Here is a 23119-nt window from a genome sequence, read left to right on the forward strand (position 1 = left end):
AAGGCATCCATTGGAGTGTGCAGTCACGAAAAGGCAGCGGCGTTTCGCACGTTCTTGACCAGTTTGGTCAGTACCTCGCCAGGGCCCAGTTCTTCGAATTCGAATGCCCCCTGACGCATCAGGTACTGCACGGTATCGAGCCAACGCACCGAACCGCAGATCTGCCGGGTCAGGTTATCGACCAACTGATCGTCGCGGTAAGGCGCGGCGTCGATATTGGCGATCACCGGGGTATGCAGCGGCGAATACTCGAAGGTGGCCAGGTACTCGCCGAAGGCTCCCATCGCGCCTTCCATGTAGCGGGAATGGAATGGCGCGCTGACCGGCAGCGCTACAAAGGTAATGTCCATCGCCTGGAAAATTTCCTTCGCTTCGCTGAGTGCCTCCACCGGACCGGCAAGCACCACCTGGGACGGTGAGTTGTAGTTGGCCACGTCCAGCGCGCCGAGGCCGTGACGGATCAGCAGCTCGTTGACTTCGTCAGGGCTGCGACCGATGACAGCGGCCATGCTGCCGCCGGTAGCCAGGGCCATCAGCTCGCCGCGTTTTTTCACCAGCTTCAGCCCGGTCTCGAAGGAGAACGCACCCGCGGCAAACAGCGCGCAGTACTCGCCCAGGCTGTGACCGGCCAGGAAGTCGGCTTTACGCGGGTCCGCCTGCTGTTTGGCGAGGAACGCCAAGGCGCTGACGGTGTACAGCGCCGGCTGGGTAAAGCGGGTGTTGGACAGCTGTTGATCGGGATCTTCCAGGCACAGTGTTTTCAGCGAATAACCGAGAATTTTGTCGGCCTGGGCCACCTGCTCGGGAAACTGCTCGAACAGCGCCGCGCCCATCCCCAGGCGCTGCGAACCCTGCCCCGGAAACACATAGACGCGTTTAGGCCCTGACGACACTGGCGCCGATGGACGCTGTACCAGGCGGGTCGGCTGCTGGACCTGGAAGGCCGTGGGCTGCGCAGCCACCTCAACCGGTGGCGCTGCAGGGGCTGCGCTCGCAGGCAATGGCTGCAAGGCACGACCGAGGGTCAGCACTTCGTCGAATTTCTCCAGATCGCGGCCGAACGGGCTGAGCACCGGAAAAATCGGCGGCAAGGCACGGTCACGAATATTTTGTTTGATCAGGTTGGCCAGCGTGCCGCTCGGGCCGAGGTCGAGGTAAATCATCGATTCACCGCGCGCGGCGGCCTCACGCTCGATCCGCGCCAGGGTCTGGGAAAAACGGATCGGCTGGCGGATGGTCTGCCAGAAGTGGTCGGCGTCAAGTTGCTGCAAGGTCTCGGTGCTGTGGCAGGAGATCACCGGGATCTGCGCCTTGTGCAAGGTTGTCTGGCGCAGCAGTGCCTCGACCTCGGGCCTGAGAAAATCGATGTGGCGTGAATGAAAAGCCTGATGGACCGGCAGACGCTGGAACACGATGTCCCGAGCGCTGAGGTGGCGTTCGGCATCGGCAACCGCGTTGTCCGGGCCGGCGACGACGATCAGCGACGGCGCGTTGTAGGCGGCGATATCACAGTGCTCGCGCAGCAACGGCGTCTGCTGATACAGCGACTCCTCGGCCAGGATCGCCAGCATCGCGCCCTCGCCTGCCGGTGACTGGCGCTGGTGAAACAGTTGCCCCTGACGCACCACGAGGCGGATCGCGTCAGGCAGCGAAATGACCTCTGCCAGCGCAGCGGCGGCAAGTTCGCCGAGGCTGGTGCCCAGCAGATAATCAGGGGTGATGCGGTGCTCGATCAACGTCTTGCCCAGCGCGTACTCGATCATGAAGATCGCCGGATGACTCAGGCGAATATCATCGAAGGCCTTCGAGCGCGGGTTGTTGTCGTGATAAATCCCGGCGATCACCGACTGCCCCAGTTCGGCGTGAATCAGTGTATCGAGCTCGTTCATCCAGCGGTGGAACACCGAGTTGTTCTGATAGAGCTCGCGGCCCATCTGATAGAACTGGCAGCCCTGACCGGGAAACATGAACACCACGCAAGACGTCTGTCCCTGAAAAAGATACGGCATAAATTTCGTCCTGAAATGGATAGCTGACGTTACGGCTCGCAGTATAGGAGCCGATCTGGAACGGTCTGCGACATCAATGAAAAATTCTTCGGGGCCTTCGCCCATGACCGCTATGCTCCTCAGGCGGCCGCCTCAGCGCCATGCAATCGCCGCCGTTGGCGGCGCGACGCACACCCTGCAGTTTTTTGACACGGAGGTAGACATGACGACCCAAGGACCCGAAACCGTATCGCCGATCAGTCAGTGGTACGACATGATGACCCGGATGTTCCCCGACAAACGCCTGACCTTCCTCAACTACGGCTACCTGGCCAAAGACAGCAGCTTTGACTGGATCAGTGACGAAGATCTGGAGCAGAAATGCTCGGCGAACCTGATCCGCACCCTGTTGGGTGATACCGATCTGCGTGGCAAGAAGATCCTCGAAATCGGCTCGGGACGCGGCGGTAATTGTTCCTACCTTGCTCGCTATACCGGCGCCGCTTCCGTGACCGGGCTGGATTTCTGTCCGGCGCATATCGAGTTGTGCAACCGGGTACACCGTATTGAAGGGCTGACCTTCGTTGACGGCGACGCGATGGCACTGCCCTTTGCCGATAACGAATTCGACGTCGTGGTCAATATCGAGTCGTCCCACTGCTACCCCGACCTCAACAGGTTTGGTGAAGAGGTGCAGCGGGTCTTGAAGAAGGACGGCCGGTTCTTTTATGCCGACACCATGAAAGGCAACAACACCAGCGCCTTGTCCGAGCCCGACAGCATCGGTGTCGATTTCTTCACCAACGTGCTGGAGCAGCACCAGGCAATGATTCGCCACGCCGGCTTCAAGGTTGAGGAACATGCCGACATTTCCGAAGGCGTGATAAGGGCGTTTGAAAGCGAGCAAGGTCATCTCAAGCACCTGCTCAAGAGCCTGGTCGAGGAGAAGAAGCAAGAAAGCGATTCGCTGCCACCCGAGGTCTGGCACGCGTTCGACACCATGTTCCATTTCTTCGACGACAGCGGCATCAAGGCCTATAAAAACGGCCATCTGGTGTACAAGTTCTGGCGCCTGAAACAAGCCGCCTAGCCCTTTCGGGCGGCAGGTGGAGAGGCAGCTTGGGACGTTATCCAACAGCATTCTCCACCCGCTTTTCGCCATACAGCGACGCGCAGAATTGCGCGATCACCCTGAACACTTCCGGCTGGGTCAGCAACGTCATGTGGTTGGCCGACGCCACCTCGATCATCTCGAAGTTGGGCAATTGCCGCTGCCACTCCTGCCAGTAATCGGCGTGGTTGAAAGCGGCGAACTCCTGGCTGTCGGTGGAGAAAAACGGCTCCAGTTCACCCATCCACAAACCGCTGGCATTGCGAAAGTAATAGCAGGCGACGTCCGAGGCCTTGGGCAATGGCTGGATTCGATAATGCTCGACCTGATACGCCTGCTGGATCTGCGTGACTTGTGCCATGAGCTGCTGCAAACGCTCGTCACTGGTCTTCAGGCCCCGCTGCCGGGCCAGTGCCGTCAACTGATGCAGATAGTCTGCCGGCGGCAGCGACAGATCGATCTCGTCGCGGTGGATCAACACCTCGGCGAAGCGCTCCGGGGTCTGGCCGAGGGTCATCTGCAAGGACATGTTGACGGTCTGCAACAGGCGGGTCCTGTCGCACAGGCGTGCGGTGCGTTCGCCGGTCACGTCCGGTGAGTCGAGCATCACCAGACTGGCGACGGTTTCCCCCAGTTCCTGTAACTGCCGGGTCACTTCATACGCCAGCATGCCGCCCAGCGAATAGCCGCCCAGATCGTACGGGCCCTGCTGCTGAACCGACTGGATGACCTGGACGTAATAGGCCGCCATCGCCTGAATCCCCTGCAACGGCGCGCGTTCGGTCATCCAGCCTCGGGCCTGAAGCCCGAAGAACGGGCGCTGAATGTGCTGGGCCAGGCCCTGATAGATCTCACTGCCACCCAGGGCGCCATGGAACCAGAACACCGGCCGGCCATGTTGCACCTGATTGAGTCGTTGCAACTCCGGGAAGCGGATCGTCGAACCGCTTAACAGGCCGATGATTTCTGGGGGCAGCACGGGCGCTTTGACGCTGGCAGGTTTGGCGTTTCCGGTCAGTAATTGCAGGACGTCACCGAGGGTCAGGCACTGCTGGATGTCGGCCAGGGTAAGACCGGGAGCAATCTGCGCTTGCACCTGCATGGCCCACTGCAGCATGACGATGGAGTCGGCGCCGTAGGCGTTGAGTGGCTTGGCGGGCGACAGATCTTTGGGCTGCATGCCCAGCAAGTCGGCCAGCAGGCGCAGGCCCTGTTCGGCGGCGGTGTCGTGGTGTTTGCCCGTTGCCGGTCTGGCTTGGCTCGGCTGCGTGATCTCCTCATGCAACGCCTGGTCTGACTGTTCCAGCCAGTAGCGCTGCTTGTCGAAACCATAGGTGGGCAAGGTGATCAGGCGTGCGCCGTTATTTCGCGCAAGCTGGTCCCAGGCAATCTCGCCGCCCTGGGTCCAGAGCAGCGCCAGTTGTTGCCGGTCATTGGCGGCAATCAGACCGTTGCTCAGCGCCGCTGCACCCGGGCCGGACAGCAGACTGGCCAGCGCTGCCGGCACCTCGTCGACGTTGCCAAAGGCCAGCGGCAAATCCAGTGTTTCCAGTGCGGTCATCGGTTCGCCCTGCTCCAGCACTCGCAGGATTTCGGCCAATACCCTGCGTAACTCGCCCGTGTCGCTCATCCGCAAGGCCAGCCGCAGCGGCATCGCTTCCCGACCGGTTTGCAGGGTATGGGCCAGATCCTTGAGCCGAACCTGCGGATGGGCATCCAGATGGCGCGCCAGCCTTGCTACGGCCTGCTGCAACGAGCCGCTGCTGTTGGCTGACAGCGGCACGATATGCACTTCATCACCCTCTTCCTGCGCCGCATGGGTAGCAGGCGCTTCAGGATATTCCTCGATGATCAGATGGGCATTGGAACCCCCGGCGCCAAATGCGCTGAGCGATGCCCGACGGGGAACGGATTGCCGCACGCCGTCGATCTCGACCTCCGGCTGAGGCCAGTCGGCCAGCGTGCGTTGCAGCACGAACGGTGAGTGTTCAAAGTCCAGCTTCGGGTTCAGCGGACCGAGCAATAAAGACGGCGCCAGCTGCCGGTGTTGCAGTTGCAGCACCAGCTTGCTGAGCGCAGACATGCCCGAAGCCGCTTCGGCATGGCCGATGTTGGATTTGACCGAGCCAATGGCGCAGGACTGACGGGCAACCCCCGCTTCACTGAAAATGCGGCTCAGTGCACTCAGCTCGATGGCGTCGCCCATCGCCGAGCCATTGGCCGCCGACTCGACGTAACTGACGGTGCGCGGGTCAATTCCCGCGCGCTTGAAGTTGCGCTCGATCAGCGCCGCCTGCACCTTGGCGCTCGGCACCGAGAAGCCATGGGTGTGGCCGCCGTGGTTGGTGGTGGTCGACTTGATCACCGCCAGGATGGGGTCGCCATCGCGCTCGGCGTCAGCCAGGGTCTTGAGCAGCACCGCGCCGACGCCTTCGGCCGGCAGATAACCGTCACCGTTGGCAAAGCTGCGGCTGCCGGCATGACTGCCCAGCACCTGGCCGACGCTCAGGCCGATGTACTTTTTCGGGTGCAGGGTCAGGTTGACGCCACCGGCAATCGCCAGCCGACAATCGCCATTGCGCAGCGCTTCGCCAGCGGCATGGATCGCCGAGATCGACGAAGAGCACATGGTGTCGATCGCCAGGCTCGGCCCCTGGAAATCGAAGAAATACGACACCCGGTTGGCAATCGCGCTGTAGGACGTCACCGACACCAGCGATTCGCGGACCAGATCCGACTCGAAGGCCTGGTATTGCTGGTACATCACGCCGACAAACACCCCCACCTGCTGTTGATAGCGTTGCTTGACCTGCTGCCGGGTGATGCCTGCGCTTTCCAGCAAATTCCAGCAGGTTTCCAGGAACAACCGGTCATTGGGGTTGATGATCTGCGCCTCTCGGGGCGAGAGGTTGAAAAACAGCGGATCGAAATCCTCGACCCCGTCGAGAAAGCCGCCCCACTTGCAGTACGTCTTGTCGAAGCGATCGCGTGCTTCGTCAAAGTACGCCTGATGATCCCAGCGCGCGGTCGGCACTTCGCTGATCAGGTCTTCACCGCCAGCGATTTTCTGCCAGAACGTTTCCAGGTTTTCGGCACCGGGGTAGCGGCCGCTGATACCGATGATCGCCAGGTCGCGGCTGTTGCTGGCCGCGGGCTCGGTGAGTTGCGGTTGACGGCGGCTGTGCTGGCGCCGAGGCTCTTGTGCCTTGGCTATCGGCGGCGCGGCTTCGCTGGACGTGCTGCGTCTTGCCGGTTCGGGCACCAGTAACTGCCGCATCATTGCAGGGTGCTGCTGGATGAAGTACGTACTCAGCTCGCGCACCGTCTGGTGTTCGTACAACAGGGTGTTGGGCAGCGAGCCAAAGGTACGTTCCAGTTGGCTGGTCAGCTCGGTGAGCATGATCGAATCGACCCCGTAGCGCTCGAACGAGCCATCAGCGTCGATCTTGTCCAGTGGACGCTTGAGGGTTTTCGACAGCAGTTGCTTGAAATGCCGGATCGCCAATGCGTTCAGGTCGCCCTCCACGGTTTGCGCCAAGGGTGCCGCCTCGACCGGCGCTGGGGTCATTGGCGCCACTGGCGGCTCAGGCCACTGGCCGGCGATAAACGTCTTGATCCGGGCGATGTCCCCTTCCAGCACCATCCAGCGTTCGGCACCCTGAGCATCGGCCAAGGCCCGACGCAAAAAATCCAGACCGCCGCTGTCACTCAAGGGTTGAATCCCGGTTAGCTCGATCATCTGTTGCTCGCGTTGAGCATCGATCTGCATCCCGCCGTTGCGCCACAGCGGCCAGTTGATCGCCAGGGTACGGCCCTGACGGTGGCCGGCCTGGGTCTGGCGGTTACGCCAGCCCGTCCACTCGTCCATGAACGCGTTGGCCAGCGCATAGTCGCCCTGCCCCGGATTGCCGATCACGGCGCTGACCGACGAGAACAGCACAAAGCAATCCAGCGGCAGATGCGCGCTGGCCCGATCCAGGTTCAGCACGCCCGCCACCTTGGGCGCCAGCACCGCTGCCAGGTCGGCCTCGTTTTTGTTCTTGAGCCGACTGTCGCGGGTGATGCCGGCGCAGTGGAAGATCCCGTTGATCGTGCCGAACGTTTGCTCGCATCGTGCGATCAGCGCCTCGACTGCTCCTGGGTCGACGACGTCCAGCGCTTCAACCCGCACCTCGGCACCCAGTGCCTTGATCGCCTCGATTCGCCCGCTGACCTCGGCTGGAAGTTGACTGGCGCAACGGCTGGCCAGGATCAGCTTCACGCCCGGCGCCTGCCGGGCAATGCTTTCGGCCAGCAACAAGCCGAGGCCGCCTGTGCCACCGGTCAGCAGGTAGACCCCGCCATCGCGCCATGGCGTGGCTTCAGCCTCCGGCAGCGACGTTTCCTGCCAGGACGCCACCTGACGCTGACCGTCCCGATAACGAACACGCTCATCGTCCTGCTGGCCATTGTCGATCAGCCACTGCCCCGAGAGGCTGCCGCGCACTTCGATGGATTGGGCGGCAGCGATCAGTCCTTCGTTTTTTGCGGTCTTGAGCAACGCCAGCAACGAGGCGAGGACCGGGGTGGTTTCGTCAAGGTCGGCAACAACCAGTTGCACCAGCGTGTCCGCAGGGCAGCCTTTCAAAAGGTCGATCAGGAACCCGGCCAGCAAGGGCAGCGCGATAGCGGGGTCATCCGCAACCACGGGCAAGCGCTCGATATGGATCTGCTCGCTTGCTCCCGCCAGTGGGTCCATGTCAACGGATGGAGCACCGGCCAACACCATCACCTGCCGGGCGTAGTTTCGCTGAGCCGTGTTGACGAGTTCTTTGTCACGCCAGACCGGTGTCATGGCCAGCATGGGCGTGGCGGCCGGCTCAAGTTTTCTCGACGAAAAACCTTGCAGGCGCAGTGCGATGCGACCCTGCTCATCGCAAATGTCCACGTCCAGCTTATTGATACGCCCCGGCTGGTGGCTGGCGCTGTAGCGCACCCACGCATGGCAGGGTTGGTTGAGCAGGTTCAGCTCGCCAACAATCACCGAGTCCAGCGCAAACGGCACCAATGGTTGGCGCTGCTGTTGCGACCGGGTCGGCTCCAGTAGCGCCAAGCCCAATGCCGCCTGCAACGCCGAGTCGAGCAGGCCGGGCGACAGGCCGAGCTCAATGCCTTCGTCCGCGAATACCAGCTTGGCCAACACCTGGCCATTGCCCGCCTGCAACGCGCTGATCCGGCGAAAGTGTTCGCCGTATTCCAGCCCCATCTCGCCGAAAATCTCGTAGCACTGCGCTGGCGCCAGTCGTTGCTCGTTCGTGGCGGCAGCGATGGCTTGCAGGTCCAGCGGCGCCAGACGCTCGGCGGCCCCAACCACGGCCACACCGGCGCAGTAACTCGGGCCGTCGGCCGTTGTGTCACGAATCTCGAAACGAATCTCGCCGTTGTCCTGCTCCGCCAGCTCGATGTCGATGGCCAGCTCACCGCCGTCATGGCGCATCGGCTGGCGCCAGGCAATGTTCTTCAGGCGCACCACTGCGCGCTCATTGGCCAGCGACCGTTCAAGCGCCGCCCTGGCCATTTCCAGATAAGCCACACCGGGCAGGATCTTCAGACCGTTGACCCGATGTTCAGCGAAAAACCATTCGTTGCCGTCGAACCGGCTGCTGAAGCGCTGTCCTGCCAGGTCCGAGGTATTGCGCTGCACCAGTGGATGCAGCCACGCCCCGCCCCTGTGCTGGACCGCAGGCGTTTCGCTGATCCAGTACCGCTCGCGGCTGAAGGGGTAAGTCGGCAACGGGATTCGGCGCGGCTGGCCGTGTTGATACAGCTGACGCCAGTCCACGGTTGCGCCCCGGCACCACAGCGTCAGCACGCTCTCGATATCCTGTTGTTGCAGGGCCCGAAGCACCTCATCCGGCGCAATCTTGCTGGCAGATTTGCCGTCTTCACCGGGGCCACTGGCATGCAGTTGGCTCAATAGACTGTCGCGGCTGTTCGCCGCGATCACTAGCCGGTATTCCATGGCCTCACGGCCCATTTGCAGGCTGGCGGCCAGATCCGCCAGCGCCACCTGAGGCTGGCGTTGCAGAAAATCGATCAACTGCTCAACCCGCGACCGAAGCGCTTCGGGGGTTTTGGCCGACAGCGGAAATATCGTTGCGCCGCCCCCTTGTTCCGTCACAGCAGGAACAGATTCAACCGCCTCCAGCACCACATGGGCGTTGGCCCCGCCAAACCCGAACGAGCTGACCCCTGCCCGGCGCGGCACCTTGTTGCCCTGACGGTCGAACGACTGCGGCCACTGCCGGCCAGCCTGCAACACCTCGAACGGACTGCCGGCCAGGTCGATATACGGATTGAGCTGTTCGCTGTGCAGGCTCTTGGGCAGATAACCCTGCTTGAGCGCCAGCAACGTCTTGATCACCCCGGCAATGCCGGCGGCGGATTCGAGGTGGCCAATATTGGTTTTCACCGAACCAAGGTAACAGCGCTGCCCGGCGTTCGCGCCCAGCTCGGCAAAGGCCTGCTTCAGTCCGCTGATCTCGATCGGATCGCCCAGGCGTGTACCGGTGCCGTGGACTTCGATGTAACCGAGGCTGTTGATGTCGATGCCCCGGCACGCCTGTTTGATCAGGTCGGCCTGGGCCCGGGGATTGGGTGCTGTCAACGAGTTGGCGTGGCCGCCATGGTTTTCCGCCGAGCCGATAATCGTCGCGACAATGTTGTCGCCATCGGCCAGTGCCTGCTGATAGTCCTTGAGGATCAACACCCCCACGCCTTCACCGCGCACATAGCCATCGGCATCGGCGGCAAAGGCCTTGCAGCGCCCAGTGGGGCTGAGCATGCCAGCCTTGAGCGCACCGACGAACACCATCGGTTCAAAACACAGATTGACCCCGCCGGCGACAGCCAGCGTGCAGTCGCCATTGAGGATCGACTGCGCGGCCTTGTGGATGGCCACCAGCGAACTGGAGCAGGCGGTATCGATGGGCGCGCTGGGGCCGTGGAAATCGAACAGATAGGAGATGCGGTTGGCGATGATCGAGTGCGCATTGCCCGTGGCGTCGTGCGCCCCGGCTTCAGAACGGGCCAGCAGGCCGTTGTAGTCGGCGGAAGAGACACCGATAAACACCGAGGTATTGCTACCGCGCAGGGTGTGCGGGCAGATGGCGGCGTCTTCGAAAGCGGCCCAGGTCTGCTCCAGCACCAACCGGTGCTGTGGGTCCATGGCCTCGGCTTCGCGGGCGGAAATCTTGAAAAAGTCAGCGTCGAAAGCGGTCGGGTCGTTGATGAAACCGCCTGGGCAGCTGAACGTCTCGCGCAGGTGAGCACGCTCGGCAATACCCGGCAGATGCCAATAGGGCAGCTCGCTGATCTGCGAGCGCTCCTCTATCAGCAGTTCCCAGAACTGCTCGGCATTGTCGGCGCCCGGAAAACGTCCGGAAAAGCCGACAATCGCCACCCTGGCAGTCGGCGCTGGCAATGGCGTGTTGCCTTGTGGTGCTTCACCGATCTGCCGCCGGGTGCGTGGCGCCGGCGTGGTCGGCTGTTGCTGAGTGGGCCGCTGATTAGGCAGGCGGATGTCATGTGCATCGTTCGACGTGTTGTTCATTGTTCTGAATGCCCTTACCGTCCTGGTTTACCCGGCGGCACGGCCTGCCGGGTCAACTCTTCAGATCAATTGAATGGTTTCTAGACGGCTTGCAGCTTTGCCGCCAGCTCGCCCAGTTGCTGCTTTTCATAAAACAGGTCTGGCATCAGTTTGGTGCCGAAGCGCTTGTTCACGCTGTCCGTCAGTTGCACCACCATGATCGAGTCCAGCCCAAGGTCATGGACCTGCGCCGACTCGCCAATCTCCTGCGGCGCAAACCCCAGCTTGTGCTGCAACTCCTGCTGGATAAACGCGAGAATCCGCCCGCCCAAGGCCGCTTCGCCATCGCTGCCCTGCCCTTGCAGACGGGCGCTGACAGGCTGTGTCACCGGCTCAGTCATTGGCCGAACGGCCGCTGCAACGGTCCCTGCCAGCCACTGGTGATCGCGGCGGATAGCGGCCAGTTCCTGCTCGCCAAGGTGCAGGCTGACCCGATCAGCCTTGAGGCAAATCCGCGCCTGCTCATCCAGCACCAGCACGCTGAACGCCAGCGCCTCACCGTTGAGCCCGATCCGGGTCAGGATCACCGAGAACTGGCCAGCGGGCTGCTCGTAGCAACACAGTTGCTCGATATTGCGCACGATGACCCGCCCTTGCGGCAGCCCCAACTCTTCGAGCAACAGGTAAAACGCCTTGTCGAGGGTGGTCGCCAGGTACGGCGACAGCTGGAGGTTGTCGGCGTGGTGATTGTGCCGATTGACCGGTGGCCGGCCTTCCAGTAACAAGCCGCTGCGGCTGATGACCCGCTCGCCTTCGTTGTCGAGATAGGGCGAAAAATCGTAACCGGCCTGCGTCAGTCGCTGGCTGACATCGGCGGCGCCACTGTGCCCCGACCGGCCATTCAACAGCTCACTGGCCGCGTCCAGCAACGACTGCGCCAGTGCCGGTTCGTTGCCGCTCAACGGGTTGATCAAGGCAAACCCCAGGTTGACCGACTGCTCGCCCTGGCGCCGCACATCGAACTCCAGTTCCATCTGCCCTTCATCAATGTCCAGCAGGCGGTACGCCAGGCCAGTGACCGTCGCCCAGTCGGCGATAAAGTGTTCGAACGCGCAGGACACCGACAGCGTGCAGCCGTCAAACCGCGACACCAGCGCCGGCATCGCCAGCGCGACATCGGCAAAATTGAAGGCACTGATGCGTTGCCCGCCTGGCGCCTGGTAAATGTAATCGAGCAATTGCGCCGGAACGAAGTCAGTACGAAACAGCGCACCCGGTTGGGTTGTCGAGCAGTTTGCGCCCACCAGTGGGTGCAGCTTTTGGGTGAATGTCAGTGGATTGATGATTGCCGACTCGTAGCCTGGCTCGGTATACCAGCAGCGGTTCTTTTCGAAGGCGTAGACCGGCAGGCTGATGCGCTGCGGTTGCTGGCCATACAGGCTGGCCCACTCGACATGATTGTCGCCGCCGAGCCACTGGCTCAGCAGCGGCGTTAATGGACCGGCCGCGTCTGGTAGTTGCGCGGCATCAGTTTCCTGGAAGCGGTAGAACGTTGTGTTGCCGTATCGCCCGTCGATACAGGCGGTTAGCGCGTCCAGCAGCGCCTGTCGGCTGTCACAGCGAATCACCAAGCGGTTGCGCAGGTTGTTCTTGCCGACCTGCAGCGTGTAGGCGATCTGTGCCAACGACGCCTCGCTGCTCGCCAGCCAGTCCCTGAAACGGGTCAGGTTTTGCACCAGCACCGAGAGCTTGTGCACCGAGAACACAAACGCCAGGCGCTCGTCGGCAATCTGCCCGGCGCTGTCCACTGGCTGCGGGTATTCCTCGACGATCATGTGCGCGTTCATGCCGCCAGCGGCAATCGAAGTCAGCCCGGCACGCCGTGGAAACTGTTGTTTTTCGCCGTTGATCACCCGCTCCGGGCGCCGCCATTGCGTCAACTGTTGCGGCACCATGAACGGCGTATCGGCGAAATCGATGTCCTGATTGAGCAGACCGGAGTGGATCGACGGCGCAATCTGCCCGTGCTTGAGTTGCAACAGGGTCTTGGTCAGCCCGGCCACGCCCGATGCGGCCAACAGGTGGCCGATGTTCGACTTGATCGAGCCGAGGTAGCAGAACTGCTTGTCGTCGGTGTCGCGACTGAACGCGTTATTGAGGCCCAGCACTTCGATCGGGTCCCCGAGCCGCGTGCCCGAACCATGACCTTCGACATAGGAAATCGACGACGGGTGCACCTTGGCCTGCTCCATCGCCTGACGGATGGCCAGGGTTTGCAGGTCCGGGTTGGGCACGTTGAAACCGTTGCGTTCACCGGCATTGGTGATGGCCGAGCCCTTGATCACACCGTAGATCTGATCGCGATCGGCTATCGCCCGGTCCAGGCGTTTGAGCAGCACCGCCCCGACGCCCTCGCCGATCACCGTACCGTCGGCGCCCACCCCATAGCTGTTGACCGACTCGGAAGTGATCGAGGTGAAGTTGCCCTGTGACGTATTGACCGCCGTATAGGGGTGGTACATCAGGTTCAGGCCGCCCGCCAGCACCATCTTGGTCTCGTCATGGCGCAGCATCTGGAACGCAGTATGGATGCAGGTCGAGGACGACGAGCACATGGTGTCGATAAACAGGCTCGGCCCGGTCAGGCCGTAGAAATAGGACACGGTCATCGGGATGGTCGCCATGCCCGAACCAGACGCAATCGAACCCGCGGACAAATTGTGCTCGAAGCCGTAGTAGTGGTAGTCGTTGGTCATGGCGCCCAGCAACACGCCGACGTTGCCGCCATAACGGCTTTGCAGGGTTTCACGCGAGTAACCGGCGTCTTCGAAGGTGTGCACCGCCGCCTGCAGGAACAGCCTGACTTCGGGCGACATGTGATCGGCATAGACCTTGGGCATCTTGAAATAGCTGTAGTCGAACTTGTCCACGTCCTTGATGAACGAGCCGTTGATGCAGGTGGTTTTGCCCAGCACGTCACGGTTCTTGTAATAGAGCTTGCTGTGGTCCCAGCGCTCGGCGGGGAACTCGCTCATGCAATCGACGCCGTTGGCGAGGTTTTGCCACAACTGGTCCATGTTGTCCGCGCCGGGGTAATAGCCGCCCAGGCCGATCACGGCGACGTATTGCGCCAGGTCGCTGTCTTCGACCTGCTCAGTGGAGGCCGGCGTGGCAGCTGCGAAACGATTGACGACTGGCTCACTTGCAGGCGCCTGGACGACCGCTGCAGGCGTCGGCTGCGGCTGATCGTCGCCAAACATCGCGGCAAACCGCTCGCGGTATTTGACCGCAAAATGATCGACCATGCCGGCAATGTTGACGTGTTCGAACAGTAGGGTCTTGGGCAGCGAGCCAAGGTGTTTTTCCAGCTCATTGGTCACCCCCACGGCCATGATCGAATCGAAACCATAGACCTCGAATTTCTCTGCGGGATGGATTTTCGCTGCGTCGATCTGAGTCACCTTGGCGATGATCCGGGTGACAAAGATTTCGATGTGTTTTCGCAGTTCTCTGTCGCTGAGGCTCGTCGTTGCGCGTGCCTGTGGCGACGCTGCTTTTGCCGCAGGTTGAGCAGGCGTCGTTTGGCCGATGCTCGCCAGCCGCGATGACTCGCCATACACCACCCACGCCTGCGCGCTGACCGAGTGCGTCAACAGGTGCCGCAAGCTGGCAAGGCCTTCTTCCAGCGGCATGGGCACGATGCCGAACTGTTCGCGCATCTGCTGCTCGATCACCGGCGCCAGTCGCATGCCGCCGTCGCGCCACAGCGGCCAATTGATGCTCAACGAGCGCCCCTTGCGTTTGCCATCGGCGGCGAGGTTCTGCCGGTAGTGCATGAAGGCGTCCATCCAGGCATTGGCGCAGGCATAGTCGGCCTGCCCCAGGTTGCCCAGCGCCGCCTGGGATGAACAGCACAGCAGGAAGTCCAGCGGTCGCTCGCCGATGGCCCGGTCCAGCGCCTCGATGCCGGCCACTTTCGCCGCCAGCACCTGTTCGAAGTCACTAGTGGATTTGTGCATGATCAGGCTGTCGCGGATCACCCCGGCGCCGTGGATCACCCCGTGCAGGGCGCCCTGCTCGGCGTACATGCTGTCAATCCACTGCCTGACCGCCGCGGCGTCACTGACGTCCAGTGGCTGGTACAGCACGCGGGCGCCGAGCGCCTCCAGTTGCGCGAATTTCTGCTGCGCAGGCGCACCCGGCGCCGAGCGTCCGGCCAGGTACAGCACCGGGTTGCGGCAGTTGCTGGCGATCTGTTCAGCGAAGACCAGACCGAGGCCGCCGGCACCGCCCGTGATTGCATAGACACCGCCATCGTGAAACGGACCCGGTTCGTTGTGGGACGCCGATTCTGCGGCCAGTTCGCGCCATTGACTGCCATACAGGCTGCCATTGGCGAAGATCCGCACCCGTTGCCGGCAATGGAAGCGGCTCTGCTCGGCGATCACGCGACTCATCGCCGCGTCGCCCATGTCAGGGTCTACCGCCACCAGTCGGGCCTTCAACTCGCAATTTTCGATCATCGCGGTGCTCAGCAGCGCATCCAGCGCGCTCAGGCGCAGGTCATCCTGGCCTTGGCCGACGTACAGTTGCAGGTAGTCGCCCGCCTTGGCGTCCCGTTGCTGCAAGTGCTGGAGCAGCGCCAGCGCCGCCGCCTGGTACATCGCGGCACTGGTTTCGCCCGGCGCACCGGGCAAGACGCTGAGCTGAGCGCCGAACTGTCGACGCAGCTCGGCCACCACCGCATCCGGCAGTCCCAACAGCAACAGGTGCGGCCGGACATCAGCTGGCAGCGCTTCACCGGGACCGTCGAGCGGATGCCAGAACGGGGTGCGGATCAGGCGGCCAAGGGCTTCGCCGACCTGCGGCGTGAGCTGTGCCGGTGGCTGTTCAGCGCCGGTCCGGCGTGAACTGAAGCCCTCCAGTTGCAGCAGGCATTCGCCCGCGTGGTTGCAAATCTGCAGATCGACTTTCTCGACCGCCACGCCGTCTGGCATTGCGCGTCGAGTCGCGATCACCGTCAGCGGCCCGAGGCGCAGCGATTGTTCGACCGAGCCATGCAGGCACAGGCGTTCCAGGGCAAACGGCAGCGCCGGTTCGGCCGCCGCCTGTTGCCCGGCGCCCAGCGAAGCGGCGATATGCAGCGCGCTGTCGAGTATGCCTGGCGGCAGCAGCACGCCGTCCATTTGCGGATCCAGCGCTGCACCGGACAACTGGCCCAGTACCTGGTCGCGGCCAATCCGTATCTGCCCGGCAGCCCGGAAGCTGCTGCCGTAATGCACGCCCATGGACTCGAAATCGCGATACAGCGCCTCATGGCTGCGCTCGCCGAGGTTGCAGTCAGCTGCCAGTTGCGCCAGTTCCAGCGCTGGCGGCGCGGGAGCGGCAACGCTTGCCAGCAGCGCGTCGCCCTGGGCGTGCAATTGCTGTATTGCACCCTCAAGGCTGTAAATCCTGAAGGACAGGCTGCCGCCAGCGTTGGGCGTCAACTCGCAGAACAGCTCGACCTCGCGAGTGTCGCCGTTAACGGCAAACGTCAGCGGCCGCAGCCAGACCATGTTGCGCAATGTGATGTGCTGCGCTGGCAACTCACTGGCCCGGACAATTGCCTCACGGGCCATTTCCAGATACGCGGCGCCGGGAAAAATCAGCTGATCGCCAATCCGGTGATCGGCCAGAAACGTCTCGCGACCGCTGAAGCGGCTGACGAAACACTGGCGCGCCAGGGTCGAGACATTGCGATGCAGCAGCGGATGCAAACGCTCCACACCATGCCCAGCATCCGGTTGTGAACGCTGACGGACATCGGGCCAATAACGCTCGCGGGCAAACGGATAACCCGGCAGCGAGACACGCGGCGGCGTCACCACAAACAGGCGCCCACCATCAATGTCATAGCCTTGGCGATAACAGTCCGCCAGCCCCGACAACAACTCGCGTAGCTCGTCTTCACCAGCCTTGAGGCTGTCGTCCAGCAACTGCTCGATATAACGGCTGACGGTTTTACGCGGGGCAAATTCACGCTCGACTTCACCGCCAAACAGGTTGGGCCGCTTCTCACCGGCCAGATAACGCTGCAAGCCGTAGCGTGCTTCCTCCAGGTCCGCCGTCACCAGGGCCAGGCGATAACGGAAGTGATGCCGGCCTTCGAGCAACGTATGGCTGATCGACGGCAACTGCTCATCACGGTAGCCGCCCTGCTCCAGCGCGACGTTCAGTTGTGCGGCTTTTTCCTGCAGGGCATCGCGGGTCTTGGCTGATAGCACCAGCAGGTAACAAGGCCGGCGCAGCGCCGCGCCGGCGTGCTGTGGGCTGTAGCTTTGCAACACCACATGGGCGTTGGTGCCGCTCATGCCGAAGGCGCTGACCGCGCCGATTCGCTCGCGGTCGCGTCCTGCCTGCGGCCAGGCCTTGTTCGCCTTGTTGACGTAGAACGGGCTCTGCTGCCACTGGATATAGTCGTTTTCCTGCTCGCAATGCAGGCTGGCCGGAATGGTTTCGTGGCGCAACGCCTGCAACAGGCTGATGACGCTGACCAGCCCCGAGGCGGCAAAGGTGTGGCCCAGATTGGTCTTGGTCGAGGTCAGCGCGCAATGGCCCGCCGTATTGCCCCGGAACGCATCGTTGAGGGCATTGATTTCCACCGGGTCGCCCAGTTGGGTGCCGGTGCCGTGGGTGACGATGTAGTCCACCGCCTGGGTGTCGATCCCGGCACGGCGATAAACGTCTTCCAGCAGGCGTTGCTGGGAAACGCCGCTGGGCGCGGTGATGCCGTTGGTCTTGCCGTCGTAGTTGATGCCGCTGGCGCGCAGCACACCGTAGATCCGGTCGCCATCGGCCTCGGCACGGGCCAGCGGCTTGAGCAGCACGCAGCACACCGCCTCGCCCGGCACCATGCCGTTGGCCCGGTGATCGAAGGTGAAGCACTTGCCATCCGGCGAGAGCATCCCGGCCTGGGTCATGCCGATAAAGGCGTCCGGGGAGAAGATCAGATTGACGCCGGCAGCAATGGCCATCTCGCATTCGTGGTTACGCAGGCTGGAAGCCGCCTGATGCAGCGCCACCAGCGCCGACGAGCAGGCGGTGTTGATCGCCATGGTCGGTCCGGTGAGGTTCAGGAAATACGCCAGCCGCGACGCCAGAATGCCGTTATGGCTGGAGGTCAGGCTCTCCTCGCCAGCGAGTCGCTGGAAATCGCCCTCCTCGACGCCGACGAACATGCCGACGCGCTGCGCAGCCAGCTGGCGCGGGCCGATACCGGCGTCTTCCAGAGCGTTCCAGGACTCCTGCAACAGCAGGCGCTGGCGAGGGTCGAGGTTTTTGGCTTCGCGTGGTGAAATCTCGAAAAACAGCGGATCAAATTCGTCGATTCCCGGCACGCTGCCCATCCAGATGCAGCGGGTCTTGGCCGGGTTTTCACGCGGGTCGCCATAATGCTCGCGCCAGTCGTAACGCTCAGCCGGAATCTCGCCGACCATGTCGCGACCCTCGGCCAGCAACTGCCATAACTCATCAGGCGTGCGGGCGCCGGGGAAGCGGCCGCTGATGCCGATGATGGCGATGGCGTCGGTGCCCGGGCTTGCGGTGATGGCGGCAGTTGCCACCGGCGCCGGTTCAGGCGCGCTGGTTACGGTGCGCAGGTAACAAGCCTCAACGACTTGCCGATGCTGCTCCAGCAAATGCGCGGCGAGTTTTGCCAGGGTCGAATGGCTGAAAAACACTTCCGGAGTCAACTTCAGGCCCAAGTGCCGGCTCACCAGCCCGGCGTACTCCGCCAGGCTGATGGAGTCGAAACCGAAATCGGCCAGGTTGGTGTCTTCGCCCAGCGTCTGCCGTTCTGCATTCAGCGGTCGGCTCGCCAGCTCCCGCAGGTCCCACAGCAGCGACTGCTCAAGGCTCAACCCCTTGAGTTCGGGACGGCTGTGCGCGGGGTTGCGTGCGGGGGCTGCTGACGGTGTTTCAGCCCTGATTTTTTCCATCGGTTCATTGATTCCGGCGACCATCTGCTGCAACCGCGTCGGTTGCCCGGCCAGCACCAACACCTGCTCGACATCGCTGCTGACAATTCGACGCAGCAACGCCAGGCCTTCGACGCTTTCCAGCATCCGCTGGCCGCTGGACTTGAGGTAGAACTCGGTTGACTCGCGCTCGCCCACTGCCATGCCGCCGTCACGCCACAGCGGCCAGTTGATCGCAACGACCCGCCGCGTGCGCCCGGTCTGGACCCAACGCGCATAGGCCTGCTGGAAACGGTTGGCCATTGCGTAGCTGCATGCACCCATATCCCCCAGCAACGCCGAGCTTGAGGAGAAATGGCAGATCAACGCCAGCGGTTGCGCCGCCAGCACTTCGTCCAGCACCTGCGTGGCCTTGATCTTGGCGCTGAGCACCGCGTTGAAATCCACCGCCGAACTGGTAAATACGCTGCCACTGGCCTTGAGCCCGGCGGCATGGAACAGGCCGTCGATGGGCCCGCTTTGCGGCAGTGTCTCGGCCAATGCAGCCGTCATCGCGATAGGGTCGGCGCAATCGGCCTGCACATGGAAAACCGTGCAACGCTCATGGCTCAGCGCATCGATTCGCGCCTGTGCGGCCGCCGACAATGGCGAGCGACCATTGAGCAGCAGATGCAGCTGACCAGTGCTGCGGTGCCTGGCCTGGTTCGACAATTCGCCGGCCAGCAACAAGCCCAGCTCGCCGAGGCCGCCGGTGATCAGCAGTGTATTGAGTTGCTCCAGCACCAGCGGCTCGACAGCGGGCTCGGCGAGGGTCGGCGTCAAGACGGGCCGCAGGCTCAGCGTGTCCTGATACACCCGGCTGCCGACCGGTTGGCCGCTCAGTTGCAGCCACACACGGCGCAGCCAGCCGCTGTCGTCGGCGTCACGCTGCGGCCAGTCGATGGCCACGTCGACAGGGCAATCCATCACCGCACCCAGCGAGCGTTCGATGCCGATCCAGGACTCAAGGTGACAACGTTCAAGCGCATCGCCCGCCCGGCCGGCCAGCAGCAAACGGTCTATCGGCGTCGTGGTGGCGGCCATGGCCTTGAGCAAGGCGACGATTGGGCTGCTGTCGCTGATCCAGCGTCGATCATCCATGCCCCACAGATACAGAATCCGGGTTGCGCCGTGAGCGCACAGCGCCTGTTGCAATCCTTGCTGCAATTGCTGCGGGTTGTGCGCCGCAACGCGGTAATGACCGTCCTCGTCGCGGCCATTGGCGTCAGCGGCAGCAATAAAGACCAGTTCGGTGTGCGGGCTCAGGGCGTGGATTTCACGGGCCAGTTGTTGGCGTAGACCCGGTTCAGTCAACAGGCAGATCAGCCGTTTGATCCCGCTCCCGCCAACCGGCGCTTCCACCGAAATCCATTGCTCGGTGTATGTGAGCAACGTGCTGTCTGCCACGGCGGTTGGCGTCGGCGCTTGCAGCCAGTGGCGTTCCTTGGCGAAGGCATAACCCGGCAGGCTGATGCGTGCAGGATGGCGGCCAGCACCATACAAACGCGACCAGTCGATGTTCACTTCATCGTCAGCACCCACGAGCCACAGCGCTGCCAGTTGCCGCAGGTCCGCGGCAGCCAGGGCCTGCTCGCCGGTCATGACCGGCGCAGCAACGTCGCCATCGCGCTCGCCCGCGATCCAGGCTTGCAGTTGGTGTTGCAACTGTTCAAGGCTGTCGACGCTGAAAATCGCCCGCGCCGACATCGCCTCCCGCCCGGTTTGCAGGGTGTACGCCAGTGCGGCGAGGTCCGGCGTGTGGTGCTTCAGGTGATCCAGCAACCGCAGCACCTGCTCGTGCAGGCGTTGTTCATTGCGCGCCGACAACGGCACCAGCACCCGCTGGCCCTGATGCGTGGCGAACGGGCGTTGCTCGCGATATTCCTCCAGCACCGCATGGGCATTGGTGCCGGAAAAACCGAAGGAGCTGATCCCGGCGCGCCGTGGTGTGTCCTGTTCCGGCCAGTCACGGCCCTCGGTGTCGATCAGCAGCGGTGAATCTTCAAGCTTGATGTGGGCGTTCTGCTGTTTGAAATGCCCCAGCGCCGGCAGCTTCCTGTGTTTCATCTGCTGCAACACCTTGAGCACCCCGGCGATGCCGGCTGCGCCCTCGGTGTGGCCGATATTGGCCTTGACCGAGCCGATGTGGCAGAAGCCCCGGTCCTCGGTATAACGCGCAAAGGCGCGTTTGAGTGCATTGATCTCGATCGGGTCGCCGAGCCGGGTGCCGGTGCCGTGGGCCTCGATGTAGCTGAGGGTGCGCGGGTCGATCCCGGCGTTCTGCCAGGCCTGCACGATCACGTTTTCCTCGCCCGCCACGCTCGGTGCCGTCAGCGACGGCGTGTAACCGCCATGCAGCGCCGCCGAGCCCTTGATCACGCCATGGATCGGGTCGCCATCGGCCAGGGCCTGTGCCAGCGGTTTGAGCAACAGCGTGGCCACGCATTCACCCGGCACATAGCCGTCGGCGCGGGCATCGAAGGTGTGGCAGCGTCCCGTCGGCGACAACGCCCGGATCGCCGAAAAATAGCGGTAGTGCCAGGACGACAGCAGCAAGTTGCTGCCACCGACAAATGCCATGCCGCACTCACCGTTGCGCAACGCCACGCAGGCGGCGTGCAACGCCACCAGCGACGACGAGCAGGCGCTGTTGAACATCAGGCTCGGGCCTTTGAAGTCGAACCAGAACGAGATCCGGTTGGCGGCGATGGTGCCGCTGCCAGTGGCGATGTACGGGTCCATCGGCAGGCCGAGTTCGCTGATCTTGTCGATGTACTCGTTGAAGCAGGAGCCGATAAACACCCCGGTATTGCTGCCGCGCAAGCGCTGGATCACCCCGGCATTCTCGGCGCTGCTGTAGGCGCTTTGCAGCAGCAGGCGCACTTGCGGGTCCATCCACTGGGCTTCGCGGCGCGACATGTTGAAAAACCCGGCATCGAACGTGTCGACATCGTCGATGAAACTGCCCCAGCGTGAATAGGTTTTGTCCTTGGCCTCGGGATCGGCATCGAACCAGGGCGCGATGTCCCAGTGATCCGCCGGCACTTGTTTGATCAGTTCGAGGTCCTGCCAGATGTTGCGCCAGAACTGATCCAGATCGCCGGCCTCGCCGAACTGCCCGTGCATGCCGATGATGGCGATATCGGTCTGCGGCTGGGCAGCCCTGGATTGGGTTGTGAGGACGGGTTCGGCCACCGGGGCAATCTCGGTCGCGACACCCTGCTGGCCCAGCAACGGTCTGAACGCCGCGCGGTGCTCCTGCCAGAGAAACGTTGCCAGTTCGGCGAGGCTCGGGTATTCAAAAAACACCGTGGGTTCCAGTTCGATCAGTGCCGCGCTGGCAATGCGCTGCGCCAGATTGACCAGTTGCATGGACTCAAGCCCCAGGTCCATCAGGTTGCGCTGGCGTTGCTTTTTACCGACCTGACGGGCGCCGATGGCGTGCAACTGGGCCAGCAAATAGTCTTCGAGCGCTGCGCTGCTGCCGGCACTTTCAACGGTGCGCGGCTCGGCCTGATCAAGCAGATGTTCGCCGCGCAGCCGCTTCAGCGAGCAGCCATTGAATTGGGCAATCAATGCGCCGTCGTCGCCGTACAGCTCGGCATCAAACAGCACCAGTTCACCGGAGTTCTTCACCAGACGGGCGTGGATCCAGCCGGTTGCCGGTGCCTGGCGCCGGTGAAACGTCAGGGATTTGATGCCCAGGGGAATGTAATGACTGGCAAGTTGTTCTGCGGCCAGCAGCGGAATGATGGTCAGGAAAGCACTGTTGATCAGCAAGGGATGCAAGCCGTACGGACGCGCATCGCTCAGCGCCACCCGCGACAGCGCCTGACGGCGGTCCGCTTGCTGGTAGAGCGCTTGCAGGGTGCGATAGCTCTCGCCGATGTGGACCTGCTCGCTGATCTGGTAGATCGACGCCAGGTCCACCGCCGTCATCCCGGCCATGAGTTCAGCAGGTGCTACGTGCTGGCGCTCGACGGCGACCGCCGACAATTCGCCACTGGCCACAACTTGCCACGGCGCCAGCGGTGTGCGCCGGCATACCGCCTCAAAGCCGGGCCGGGCGGCACGGATCGCCACTTCAAGCTGCTCGCCTGCGGCCAGCGCCATCGGTGCGGCAAACGTCAGTTTTTTCAGTTGCAGCGCTTCGCCCTCGGCCAGTTGGCCCAGGCCGTGTTCCAGCGCCAGGCTGGCGTAGGTCAGCCCCAACAGGATCTGCTGGCGATTGAACTGGTGATCGCGCAGGCACGGCTCGTCATGGCGATAGACAGCGGCAGCGATCAGGTCGGCGCTGGCCGGGGGCGCCTCGATCAGACGCGGTGCGGCGTCCTGGCGAGCGCCGGCCCTGAGTTTCTCGAATTCCAGCGCCGCTTGTTCGATGCTGATTTCCTGCCGTTGGATCTTGCCGTGCAGAACCCTGATTTTACTGTCCACTGCTCTCTCCAATCCA

4 protein-coding genes are annotated in these 23119 nt (G+C 62.9%); 1 reads left to right on the forward strand and 3 read right to left on the reverse strand.

The annotated features are described in order from the left end of the window. Positions 1 to 23 precede the first annotated feature (23 nt). Positions 24 to 2009 carry an ACP S-malonyltransferase gene (gene fabD / locus POF45_RS03010; RefSeq protein ID WP_282315012.1) on the reverse strand — a complete coding sequence of 662 codons (1986 nt, stop codon included), beginning with the start codon at positions 2007 to 2009 and terminating at the stop codon, positions 24 to 26. 202 nt (positions 2010 to 2211) lie between these two features. Here fabD and POF45_RS03015 point away from each other — a divergent pair, with 202 nt between their 5' ends. Then, entirely contained in the window at positions 2212 to 3078 is an 867-nt protein-coding gene (locus tag POF45_RS03015) for a class I SAM-dependent methyltransferase (protein ID WP_282315013.1), read from the forward strand. A 37-nt stretch (positions 3079 to 3115) separates the two neighbouring features. Here the strand turns inward: POF45_RS03015 and POF45_RS03020 are convergent, their stop codons facing one another. Continuing rightward, positions 3116 to 10690 carry an SDR family NAD(P)-dependent oxidoreductase gene (locus POF45_RS03020; RefSeq protein WP_282315014.1) on the reverse strand — a complete coding sequence of 2525 codons (7575 nt, stop codon included), beginning with the start codon at positions 10688 to 10690 and terminating at the stop codon, positions 3116 to 3118. 80 nt (positions 10691 to 10770) lie between these two features. Further along, positions 10771 to 23103, reverse strand: a complete 12333-nt coding sequence (locus tag POF45_RS03025) for an SDR family NAD(P)-dependent oxidoreductase (protein ID WP_282315015.1) — start codon at positions 23101 to 23103, stop codon at positions 10771 to 10773. Positions 23104 to 23119 lie beyond the last annotated feature (16 nt).

The sequence above is a fragment of the Pseudomonas fungipugnans genome (assembly GCF_029955235.1).
Taxonomy (GTDB): Bacteria; Pseudomonadota; Gammaproteobacteria; order Pseudomonadales; family Pseudomonadaceae; genus Aquipseudomonas; species Aquipseudomonas fungipugnans.

Coding starts and splice junctions, on each gene's coding strand:
- POF45_RS03015 (WP_282315013.1), top strand. CDS start 2,212: ATGACGACCCAAGGACCCGAAACCGTATCGCCGATCAGTCAGTGGTAC.
- POF45_RS03020 (WP_282315014.1), bottom strand. CDS start 10,690: ATGAACAACACGTCGAACGATGCACATGACATCCGCCTGCCTAATCAG.
- fabD (WP_282315012.1), bottom strand. CDS start 2,009: ATGCCGTATCTTTTTCAGGGACAGACGTCTTGCGTGGTGTTCATGTTT.